Annotated in this window: 8 protein-coding genes and 1 pseudogene; 7 read left to right on the top strand and 2 right to left on the bottom strand. The window is 70.5% G+C overall.

Annotated elements, in window-relative coordinates:
- Positions 1-239 precede the first annotated feature (239 nt).
- Complete coding sequence (locus IEZ27_RS52355; RefSeq protein WP_189654139.1) at positions 240-1,301, bottom strand: serine/threonine-protein kinase; 1,062 nt, start codon at positions 1,299-1,301, stop codon at positions 240-242.
- A gap of 291 nt (positions 1,302-1,592) precedes the next feature.
- Here IEZ27_RS52355 and IEZ27_RS54740 point away from each other — a divergent pair, with 291 nt between their 5' ends.
- The 7 genes and pseudogenes from IEZ27_RS54740 to htpX all read left to right on the top strand — a co-directional run bounded on the left by IEZ27_RS54740 (position 1,593) and on the right by htpX (position 10,392).
- The gene (locus IEZ27_RS54740) at positions 1,593-3,098 is read left to right on the top strand and encodes a 4Fe-4S binding protein (protein ID WP_308427376.1); all 1,506 of its coding nucleotides are present in this window, start codon (positions 1,593-1,595) and stop codon (positions 3,096-3,098) included.
- Positions 3,095-3,655: an NADH-quinone oxidoreductase subunit J family protein gene (locus IEZ27_RS52345; RefSeq protein ID WP_125649828.1), complete on the top strand. Its 561-nt coding sequence runs from the start codon at positions 3,095-3,097 to the stop codon at positions 3,653-3,655. Before IEZ27_RS54740 ends, IEZ27_RS52345 begins: the two co-directional genes overlap by 4 nt.
- Positions 3,655-3,936: pseudogene (nuoK, locus tag IEZ27_RS55765) on the top strand (NADH-quinone oxidoreductase subunit NuoK); the annotation flags it as partial. The gene IEZ27_RS52345 and the pseudogene nuoK, both read left to right, overlap by 1 nt.
- A 197-nt stretch (positions 3,937-4,133) precedes the next feature.
- Positions 4,134-6,086, top strand: coding sequence for an NADH-quinone oxidoreductase subunit 5 family protein (locus IEZ27_RS52335; protein ID WP_189654138.1), 1,953 nt, complete (start codon positions 4,134-4,136; stop codon positions 6,084-6,086).
- 94 nt (positions 6,087-6,180) lie between these two features.
- Complete coding sequence (locus tag IEZ27_RS52330; RefSeq protein ID WP_189654137.1) at positions 6,181-7,830, top strand: complex I subunit 4 family protein; 1,650 nt, start codon at positions 6,181-6,183, stop codon at positions 7,828-7,830.
- Positions 7,827-9,377 (top strand): NADH-quinone oxidoreductase subunit N, encoded by a 1,551-nt coding sequence (locus IEZ27_RS52325; RefSeq protein WP_189654136.1) that lies wholly within the window; start codon positions 7,827-7,829, stop codon positions 9,375-9,377. The genes IEZ27_RS52330 and IEZ27_RS52325 overlap by 4 nt, the downstream gene beginning before the upstream one ends.
- Positions 9,378-9,540: 163 nt before the next feature.
- The gene (gene htpX / locus IEZ27_RS52320) at positions 9,541-10,392 is read left to right on the top strand and encodes a zinc metalloprotease HtpX (RefSeq protein ID WP_189654135.1); all 852 of its coding nucleotides are present in this window, start codon (positions 9,541-9,543) and stop codon (positions 10,390-10,392) included.
- 194 nt (positions 10,393-10,586) lie between these two features.
- Here the strand turns inward: htpX and IEZ27_RS52315 are convergent, their stop codons facing one another.
- Positions 10,587-11,057, bottom strand: a complete 471-nt coding sequence (locus IEZ27_RS52315; RefSeq protein WP_189654134.1) for an NUDIX hydrolase — start codon at positions 11,055-11,057, stop codon at positions 10,587-10,589.
- Positions 11,058-11,149 lie beyond the last annotated feature (92 nt).

The following is an 11,149-nucleotide window of genomic DNA, read 5'->3' as shown; positions in this document are numbered from 1 at the left end:
GGACGCCCGCGTGGGCTGGACGCCCGCGTGGGCTGGACGCCCGCGTGGGCTGGACGCCCGCGTGGGCTGGACGCCCGCGTGGGCTGGACGCCCGCGTGGGCTGGGCCTCGCTCTGTCCGAGCCGGTGGTCTCAGCGGCACGTCCGCATCCGCCTGTGCCCTCACCCGACCTCCAGTGGGCCTGGCAGTCGCGTCCGCCAGCCCCGCACCGGCCCCAGCCCGTACGGCGCGTTCCGGCGGCTAGTGGACGATCGCCACCATCACGTCCGACGCCGACGGCCGTTCCTCGGGACGCTTGTTCAGGCACGCCCCCACAACCCCCCGCAGCGCAGGCGGCAACGGCGACAGATCCGGATGAAACGTAAGCACCCGATGGAAGACGGCAGGCACGGTGTCCTCCCCGAACGCAGGCCGCCCCGTGGCCGCGAACATCATCGTCACCGCCCAGCTGAACACGTCGGACGCAGGCCCCACAGGCTCCCCGGTCAACTGCTCAGGCGCCATGTACGGCGGCGTCCCCACCATCTTCCCCGACGTCATCGTCATGTTGTCGAGCGCCCTGGCGATCCCGAAGTCGATCACGCGCGGCCCGTCGTGCCCGATCAGCACGTTGCTCGGCTTGAAGTCACGATGCACCACCCCGGCCTTGTGGATGGCCGCCAAGGCCCCGGCTGTGGATAACGCGAGCCGCGTCAGGCTGTCCTCGTCACGCGGCCCGTGCCGCCGTACGAGCTGCTCCAGCGACGGCCCCTCGACGTATTCCGAGACGATGTACGCGTGTTGCCCGTTGACGTTCACGTCGAGCACCCGGGCTGTGGAAAACGTGGCGACCCGCCGGGCCGCGTCCACCTCCCGCGCGAACCTCGTACGCGCCGTCTCGTCGACCAGATCGTGCAGCACCTTCACCGCCACCCGAACCCCGTTGGGGGCCATGGCCAGATAGACGGCCCCCTGCCCGCCGCGCCCGAGCTGGTGTATCACCCGGTAATGCCCGATCCATTCCGGCTGCCCGGAAGGCTGGTGACGGGTGGGCGCCGTGGTGCGCTGATGCAGGTCGGCGGGCCGGTACTGCGGGACCGGCGCCTGCATGGGCACAGGCACAGCCGGCTGGAAGCGCGCCCGCGCCATCGCCGGCACCAGGACGGCCGAATGGGCGATCCCGCCGATCCAGCTGATCACGAACCCGAACGACACCAACGTGGACATCGGCTCCGGAATGCTGTCGACCTCGTCGTACAGGATGATGGCGATGACGAACGAGCCGATGAGGACCAGGTAGACGCATGCGGCGACGGCCTGCAACGTGCTCCGCAGCCAGTACGCCGCGAACCCCATCGTGAACGGGGTCGCCAGCCCGCACGAAACGAGGGCCAGGACGGCCCACCCGATGGCGGCCGCCCACGCCCCGCCGCTGGGACGGACCGGATGGCTGTACGGCATGGCCGAGAGACTATCGCCATGCAGTCGCTCATATCGGACAGTCGCCCAGCCTGTGGATAACTTCCCGTCAACCTGTGGACGGCTGTGGAAAAACTGGGGACAACGGTCTTGGCTCATTCACCTCTGCCGCCAAGTACGTCATGATGTTGAACCATGGCGCGGATACCGGGAGTCGGACTGGCGAAAGGGCTGTCCATCACCCTTCGCCACATGCTGCGCAAATCGGTCACACAGCAGTATCCCGAGGTCAAGCCCGCCCTCCCGCCCCGCAGTCGAGGCGTTATCGCCCTGGTTGAGGAAAATTGCACCTCTTGCATGCTCTGTGCCCGAGAGTGCCCCGACTGGTGCATTTACATCGACTCCCACAAGGAGACGATCCCGGCGCCGGAAGGCGGCCGGCCCCGCCAGCGCAATGTGCTCGACCGGTTCGCCATCGACTTCGCCCTGTGCATGTACTGCGGCATCTGCATCGAGGTCTGCCCCTTCGACGCCCTCTTCTGGTCGCCGGAGTTCGAGTACGCCGAGGGCGACATCCGTAACCTCCTGCACGAAAAGGACAAGCTGGCCGCCTGGACCCAGACCGTTCCTCCGCCGCCTGCCCACGACCCCGGCGCCGAGCCGCCGAAGGAACTGACCGCCGCACCTCGCCGCCCCGCAGCCCGTACGGCAGCCGCCCGCCCCGGAGCGACACCGGAGGCGCCGGGCACCACCGGCGCCCGGCGCCCCGCACGAGAGCGCGGCCCCGCAGGGGCCGGCGAAGGCGCCCGCCCCTCCGAAGGGACCGCCTCCGGGGAGCCGGGCGGCGCGGTCGGCGACGTGACCAAGGGCGCCCAGCCTGAGACGGGCGCGGAATCGGCGGCGCTCAGCCCTGAGCCCGCCGACACGACTCCGTCCCCCGGAGGGGGCGACGCCGGTTCGCCCACCGGGCGCGCCGACGCCGGTCCCTCGGCGGAGGGTGCGGATGCCGGTCCGGCCGCCGGAGAGCGGGCCCCGCACGGGCCCGAGCAGGGGGAGCGGGCGCGCGAGGAGGCCGGTCCCGCAGAGGCCGCCCCAGGCGAGGGCCCTGCGGCGCCGCCATCCGTCGCGGGCCGGCGTGAGCGTACGCGCAGGCCCATGTCCAACGTACGAGGCATCCGCCCGCCAGGCGCCCTCCCGCCCAGCCCCCAACCCGCCGAACCGCCATCCCCAGCGCAGGGCCAGGAGCCGGGCGACACCGCTTCCCCGGAGACGGCGCAAACCCCAGAAGGGACGAAGCCGCCAGAGGCGACCGGACCGTCAGAGGCGGCGACCCCGTCGGAGGGGACAAAGCGGTCGGAAGCGGCGAAGGGCGCGGTGCCCCCCGAGCCGGAGGGCGACGCATCCCACGTCGAAGAGGACGCCCCCGCTCCCCAGGCAGGCGAGGAGACGAACCACACCTCCGCCCAAGACCAGACCGGACAAGCTTCAGAGGAGCGCCCGCCGGGAACGACTTCATCCACAGGCGAGCCACCCTCGAACAGGTTTTCCACAGGCACGGGTGAACCGTCACCGGAACCCGGCCCGGCGGAGCAGACTTCTTCCGCGAGCCCGCGCAGGCGCAGGATGGCCGATCCAAGGTCCATCCGACCGCCGGGGCGGCTCGGCCCTGACGACCCAGAGGAGTCTGAGGAGGAGTCGTGACCGAGGCGGTGCCCTCCTACCTGTCACCCACCGGGCAAGAGATCGTCTTCTTGCTGCTGGGCGCGGTAGCGGTTGGATCGGCGCTGCTTGTCGTCACGACCAGACAGCTCGTCCACGCGGCCCTGTGGCTCGTGGTCTCCTTCGGCGCGCTCGCGGGCTGCTACCTGGTGCTGACCGCCGAGTTCGTGGCCTGGGTCCAGGTGCTGATCTACGTGGGCGCGGTCGTGGTCCTGATGTTGTTCGGCATCATGCTCACCCGCGCGCCGATCGGCCGTTCCGCCGACCTCGACAGCGGCAACCGGCCGGTGGCGGCCCTGGTGGCGGTGGCGACGGCGGCGGTCCTGGTCACGGTCGTGATCGACGGTTTCCGCACGGCGTACACACCGCTGAAACCGGGTCAGGGGGCGGCGAAGGAGCTCGGCGCCAGCGTCTTCGCCACCTGGGTGCTGCCGTTCGAGGCGCTGTCCGTGCTGCTGCTCGCCGCATTGATCGGAGCCATCGTGCTGTCCCGTACGGACATTCCCGGCTCGCCGCCCGATCAGAACGGGGGTGCCTGATGCACGTCGTCTACCCGGCGGTCGTCTCCGCGCTCCTGTTCTCCGTGGGCGTCTACGGTGTGCTCGCCCGACGTAACACGATCCTCGTGCTGATGTCGGTCGAGCTGATGCTCAACGCCGTCAACCTCAACCTGGTCGCGTTCGACGTGTGGCTCCGCGACCGCCTCCACAGCGGTCAGGTGCTCACCCTCTTCGTCATCGTCATCGCCGCCGCCGAAGTCGGCCTCGGCCTGGCGATCGTCCTGGCCCTCTACCGCAACCGCCGCACGGTCGACCTCGACCACCTCCGCGACCTGGCCGAGCCCGCCGCCGACGGCGATCGTCCAGAGGCCCTGGTCCCCAGCGGCGCACGCACGAGCACGACCCCCTCCAATCAGGGCGACCTCGCCCCCGCAGGCGACCGCCGCCCCACGGCACCCCCAGCCCCCGACCCGGCGCCCCCGGACAGCGACCACCGAGCCGAGCGAGGAGACACGCCGTGACGACGTTCCCGCTGCTGGCCGTACTCCTGCCCACTCTCGCCGCAGCCGCCGGCCTGCTGCTCTCCCGCTGGCCCCACAACCGCACACCGGCTCAGGCGCAATCACCGCCCCCCACGGCCAAGGCACGACTCGCGGCCGCCGAGAAGGCCACCGGCGAACGCGCGAACACCCGGGCCGCCTGGATCGCCATCCTTCCGACCGCCGCCTCGGCCGTCCTGGCCCTCTGGCTGGCCTGGGGCCCCGGGTTCGCGTACCTCGAAGGCGACACCGCCTCCGAGCCCGTAGGCCGTACGTACGGCACGGTCGTCACCGGCGGCATCCCGATCTCGCTCACCCTCCAGGCCGACGACCTGTCGGCGGTCCTCGGCGTCCTCGTGACGCTCGTGGCGCTGGCCGTCCAGGTCTACTCGGTCGGCTACCTCAAGGACGACCCCCGCTACCCCTCCTACAGCGCCTTCATCAGCCTGTTCACCGGCGCGATGCTCCTGGTGGTCTACGCGGGCGACCTCCTGGTCCTCTACGTGGGCTGGGAGATCATGGGCCTGTGTTCCTACCTGCTCATCGGCCACTGGTGGGAAGACCGGGGCAATTCGCGCGCGGCGGTCAAGGCGTTCCTCGTCACCCGGCTCGGCGACGTCGGGTTCCTGTTCGGCATCTTCGTCCTGGGCACGTCGGCGGGCAGTTTCCGCATCGCCGACGTGCTGGCGAGGGTGCCCGAGATGTCCGCGGCCACCCTGACGACGGCCACCATGTTGCTGCTGTGCGGCGTCGCGGGCAAGAGCGCCCAGGTGCCGCTGCACACCTGGCTGCCGGACGCCATGGCCGGCCCGACCCCGATCAGCGCGCTGATCCACGCCGCCACCATGGTCGCCGCCGGCATCTTCATCGTGGCCAGGCTCTTTCCCGCCTTCCTGCACGCTCGTCCGACGCTCGACGTCCTGGCCGTGATCGCCGCGATCGGCATGCTGGGGGCCGCGCTGGCCGCGTTCGCCCAGGACGACCTGAAACGGGTGCTCGCCTACTCCACGGTCAGCCAGCTCGCCTACATGGCCGGCGGCCTGGCCGCGGGCTCCGACAGGGCGGCCATCTTCCATCTGCTGACGCACGGGGCGTTCAAGGCCCTGCTGTTCCTGTGCGCGGGCGCGGTGATCCACCACGTCGGCTCCAACCTGATGACCCAGATGGGCGGGCTGCGGCGCGAGCTGCCGGTCACGTTCGTGACGATGACGGTGGGGTTCGCCGCTCTGATGGGCATCCCGCCGGCCAGCGGCTTCTTCAGCAAGGACGGCATCCTGTCCGCCATGGACGGCGCGCTGGCGGGCGGAGGCCTGACGGACGCCGCCGCGCTGCTCCTGTACGGCTGCGCGCTCGCGACCGTCGCCGTCACCGGCGCGTACGCCACCAGAGCGTGGCTGCGCACGTTCTTCGGCACGCCGAGAGTGGTGGCGCTCCCCGAGCCCGAGCCCGGCACGGCCCACGTCGTCGACGTCACCGAGGCGCCCCGGACCATGCTCGTGCCCATCATGCTCCTCGCCGTCCCGGCCCTGCTGCTGGGCTTCGCCGGGCAGCCGCACGTGGACCTGTCGGTGGCCGCGATCAGCGTCGTGCTCGCGCTGCTCGGCGCCGGGGTGGTCTACGCGGTGTGGCGCGGCGACCCCGTCGCCGACCCGGCCCGCCTGCTCGGCCCGCTGCGGGTGCCCTGCGAGCGCGCGTTCTACGTGGACGGCCTCTACGCGGCGCTGATCGTCCGTCCGATCATGGCCCTGGCCGGGCTGGTCGTCAGAACGGACGACGTGGTCGTCGACGGCGCCGTCCGAGGGGCGGGCCGTACGGCCCGCGGCCTGTCCGGATGGCTGCGCCTGACCCAGAACGGCAACGTCCAGCTCTACGTCAGCGGCGTCCTCGCCGGCGTGCTCCTGATCGCGGTGGGGGCGGTGATGCTCACATGACGACTCCGCAGCCCCGCCGGGGCGATGACGCTCACGCCATGGGCCACAGGCGGGCAGGCGCGAGCCCGCCTCCGCACAGGACGGTGGTGACCTCATGACAGGCTGGTTGCCGATCGCGCTGCTCGCCGTGCCGCTGCTCGGCGCGCTCCTGCTCCTCCTCGTCCCCGAGGTGCTCCGCCCCGCCCTGCGCACGTACGGCCTGATCCTCTCGGGAGTCACGCTGGCGCTGGCCCTGGTCATGGTGGCGACGTTCGACCACGGGCAGGCGACGCGCCTGCAGTTCACGGTCGACCAGCCCTGGATCCCCGGCCTGGGGCTCCGCCTCCACCTGGGCGTGGACGGCATCTCCCTGCCGCTTGTGGTGCTCACCGCGCTGCTGACGTTCCTGTGCTTCGGCTACCTCTCCTGGGGCCGCCCCCGCACGCCGAGCCGGTTCCTGGGAAACCGGCCGAGAGCACTCGTGTTCACGCTGCTGGTGCTCGAAGTCGGCATGATCGGCACGTTCCTCGCCCTCGACCTGCTGCTCTTCTTCGTCTTCTTCGAGATCGTGCTGATCCCGATGTTCTTCCTGATCGGCATCTGGGGCGGGGCGGGCCGCAGGGCGGCGTCGATCAAGTTCATCCTGTACACGCTGCTCGGCTCGGTCGTGATGCTTCTCGGCCTGCTGCTCGTGTGGACCCAGACGGGCACCTTCGACATGGCGCGACTGGCCGCGGCCCACGGCGCGGGAATGTCCAGGTCCGTACAGATCCTGGCGTTCGTGGCGATCGGGGTGGGTCTGGCGGTCAAGACACCGATGTGGCCCCTGCACACCTGGCTCCCCGACGCCCACACGGAGGCCCCGACCGTCGGGTCGGTCCTGCTGGCCGGAGTGCTGCTGAAGATGGGCACGTACGGTTTCGCCAGGATCGCCATCCCCGTCCTCCCCGAGGGGGCGACCGCGGTGGCGCCGTGGCTGGGGGCGTTCGCCGTGGTCGGCATCATCTACGGCGCCCTGGCCTGCCTGGCCCAGCGCGACCTCAAACGCATGATCGCCTACTCCTCCGTGGGCCACATGGGTTTCGTCCTGCTCGGTTTCGCCACCCTGACCCCGACCGGCATCAACGGCGCCCTGTTCGCCAACGTCGCCCACGGCCTGATCACCGGCCTGCTGTTCTTCCTGGCCGGGGCGATCAAGGACCGCTATCACACGGCGGACATGCCCAGCCTCGGCGGCGGCATGCTGGCCACGATGCCGCGCCTGGGCTCGGTGCTCACGTTCGCCGCGATCGCCTCGCTCGGGCTGCCGGGGTTGGCCGGGTTCTGGGGGGAGATGCTGGCGCTGTTCGGGGCGTTCCAGCCGGCGAGCGGCCTGCCGCGTGCGCTCTTCCTCACGTACATGGTGATCGGCGGCTTGGGGGCGGTCCTGACGGCCGCGTACTTCGTGCTCATGTTGTCCCGGGTCACCCACGGCCGCCCGCCGGGAGTCGTCGATCAACAACAGACTCCGCCGTCCGGCGAGACGCCGGACGAACGCCCGGTGGCGCCTCTCGGCTCGGACGAGTCGCTCGCGGAGCAGGCGGCGATCGCGACGCTCGAAACCGAACAGGCCCAGCGGGGGATCAGGGTCGATGATCTCCGGTCCTACGAGCTGGCGGCGTGGACGCCGTTGGTCGTGCTGATCGTGCTCTTCGGGCTCTGGCCCGGTCTCCTGCTCTCCCTCACCACACCGGCCGTGCAGACCCTGCTGGGAGCCCTGCCATGATCCAGCAGATCGACTACTTCGTGATCGCCCCGCCGCTGGCGCTGGCGGTGGTGGCCGGGCTCGTGCTGCTGCTCGACGTGTTCCTTCCCGTCGGGACACGCACGCGGTCCGTACTCGGGCTGGTGACGCTGGCGGGGGTCGTCGCCGCCCTCGGCTTCGTGATCGCGCAGGCCGTGAGCGGTACGCCGCGCGCGACGTTCTGCGTTCCGCCCAACCTCGCCGGCGGCGGATCGGGCACACTGTGTTCGTTCGTGGCAGACCGGTTCACGACGGCCTTCGCGGGGCTGGTGCTGGTCGCGGCCCTGGTGATCATACTGATGTCGATGACCGAGCTGGCCGGGGGCGGCATCCCCGCCGGAGAGTGGTACTTCCTGCTGCTCTGCACCCTCGTCGGCGCGGTGACCCTGCCCGCCTCCCGCGACCTGGTCATGCTCGTGGTGGCGCTCGAACTGGTCTCGCTCCCGGTCTTCGCCCTCACCGCGCTGAAACGTTACGACGGCCGCGCCTCCGAGGCCGCGGTCAAGCTCTTCGTCGTGTCGGTCGTGTCCACGGCCATCATGTTGTTCGGCGTCTCCCTTCTCTACGGCATCTCCGGGACGGTCTACCTCTCCCGCCTGGCCGCCGTCCTGAGTGGCGGTATCGCGGCGCCGGGAGCGGCGGCCGGCACGCATTCCACGGCGCTGGAGACGGCCCATGGGCTGCCCGCGGTCGTCACGGTGGGCGTCGTCCTCGTGGCGGCCGGGTTCGCCTTCAAGATCGCCGCAGTGCCGTTCCACTCCTGGGCGGCGGACGTCTACCAGGGCGCGCCGATCCCCGTGGCGGCCCTGCTCTCGGTCATCTCCAAGGCGGCCGGGTTCGCGGGGCTCATCCTCGTGCTGGTCACCGCACTCGCCGGCCAGTCGTCCACGTGGGGGCCGGTGATCGCGATCGTCTCGGCGCTGACCATGACCGTGGGCAACCTGCTCGCCATGCGTCAACGCTCGGCCGTACGCATGCTGGCCTGGTCCTCGGTCGCGCAGTCCGGCTACGTCCTCGCCCCACTGGCGATCGCCGCCACGGCGGCCACGCCGCAGGCCGCGACCGGCACATCCGTCGCATACCTGGTCATCTACGCGGCCATGAACCTCGGTGCCTTCGCCGTCGTCATGCTCGTCTCCAGGACCGCCGCGCGCAACGAGCTCGACGACTATCGCGGCCTGGTGTTCCGCAGTCCGGCGGCCGGGATCGCGCTGGCGTTCTGCCTGGTCTGCCTGGCAGGGTTGCCGCCGGGGCTGGCCGGTCTCTTCGCCAAGATCTTCGTGTTCGGAACGATCGTCGAGGGCGGTCTGGGCTGGCTCGCGCTGGTCATGGCCGTCAACACCGTGATCGGCCTCTACTACTACGCGACCTGGGCGGCCCGCCTCTTCGCCCCCACGGGCGAGCGGGCCCTACGACGGCCGTCCCCTGCGGCGTGGCTGGCCGTCGGACTGGCCCTGGGCGTGGCGATCCTCTTCTCGGTCGCACCACAACTGGTGCTGGACATGACGTCCTTATCGGCCACGGGCTGACCGAGAGCGGATCACGAGGGCTGTCGGCCGGGCCACGACCCGCCTTCCTCCCCGGACAACACGGGCAAGTCGCGCTCCGCCCGCGGCTGTGCACGCCGGGGAACGATAGACCGGGTCATCATCGTTGGACGAGGTGAAACCCGGACCACGAAGGGGGGAGACCTTGCACCACAACGGTCTGCGTACCGCCATCCTCCTGGGAGGTCTGTCGGCGTTCATCATCGTGGTGGGCGCGTGGCTGGGCGGTGGCACCGGTCTGCGGATCGCGTTCGTGCTGGCCCTGCTGAGCAACGGCGTCGCCTACTTCTTCTCCGACCGCATCGCGCTGTCGGCCATGCGGGCCAGGCCGGTCAGCGAGGTCGAGCACCCGACCCTGTACCGGATCGTCCGGGAGCTCTCCACCGAGGCACGCCAGCCGATGCCCCGCCTGTACATCTCGCCGACCGTGCAGCCGAACGCGTTCGCGACGGGCCGCAGTCCACGGCAAGCCGCCGTGTGCGTCACGTACGGCCTGACCCAGCTGCTCGACGAGTCCGAGCTGCGCGGCGTGGTCGGGCACGAGCTGTCGCACGTGTACAACCGGGACATCCTCGTCTCCTCCGTGGCCGGCGCGCTGGCCACGATGATCACGTGGCTCAGCTACGTGGCCGTCTTCTTCGGCGGCTCCGACGACGACGAGGGCCCCGGCTTCCTGGGCGCCCTGCTGATGATGATCCTCGGCCCTGTGGCGGCCGGGATGGTCCAGATGGCCATCTCCCGTACGAGAGAGTTCCAGGCCGACGAATCGGGCGCGAGGCTCACGGGTGACCCGCTGGCCCTGGCCTCGGCACTCCGCAAGATCGAGATGGGCGCGCGCAGGTTGCCGCTCCCCGAGAACAGCCGTCTCACCTCGGCGTCCCACATGATGATCGCGAACCCGTTCAGCGGATCCGGCTTCGGCCGCCTCTTCTCGACGCACCCGCCCACGTCCGAGCGGGTGGCAAGGCTGGAGCGGATGGCCGGCTACCGCCGCTGACGTTCCCGGTCCCGTGACATCGGGGAGCCGGTGTTCGCCGTGCACCCGTCCAGGCCCTCAAGACGACCGAGAGGCCCGAATCGGGCGGGTTCTGGCTCCAGGTCCCTCTGGGGCCGGTTCGAGCCCGCGGGACTGCGAGCGCCCGCGTACGTCCGGCCCGGCCTCGTGACCGCCTTGGCTTGATCGGGGGGACGCTACCCGAGCTCTCCGGTCGCCGTGACCTTCCTCAGAATGGCCGCCAGGTCCTCGGGGAAGAAGGTCTCGTCGGTCCCTTCGAGCTCCTCAGCGCTCCACCACCGATGACCGGTCGTCGTCTCCTTCTCGATCTGTTCCATGTGATCGAACGAAATGGCCGCGTCGTGTGTCCGGATCGCGAAAAAGGTCTGATCCTGTGTGATCGCGTAATCAGCCCAGATGAACTCGATCGTGCTGGTTCCGTACGGACCGGCGAACTCCTCCACGTCCCGCCGGATCCCGACTTCCTCGTACAGTTCGCGCGCGGCGGCCTGCTGAAGCGTCTCGCCGTCCTCCGTCGCACCGCCGATGGTGAACCAGAACGGTTCGTCCGGCCGTTTCGGATCAAAGCCGTGCAGCAGCAGAACCCGGTCCTGTGCATCGACAGGCAGGACACGTGCCGTGAACCGGCGCAAAGGGATCTTCGTCACGGTTGTCGAGCTTACGATGCGGAGTTCGCCCCCGTTGTCACCGAAACGCAGGCCCGAGGCACAGGAGGGCGCGTACGCCGCCATGTGCCCCG

The sequence above is a fragment of the Nonomuraea spiralis genome (assembly GCF_014648435.1).
GTDB classification, from domain to species: domain Bacteria; phylum Actinomycetota; class Actinomycetes; order Streptosporangiales; family Streptosporangiaceae; genus Nonomuraea; species Nonomuraea spiralis.
Note: the sequence above shows the minus strand (reverse complement) of the source record. Positions and strands in the feature narration are given on the sequence as shown.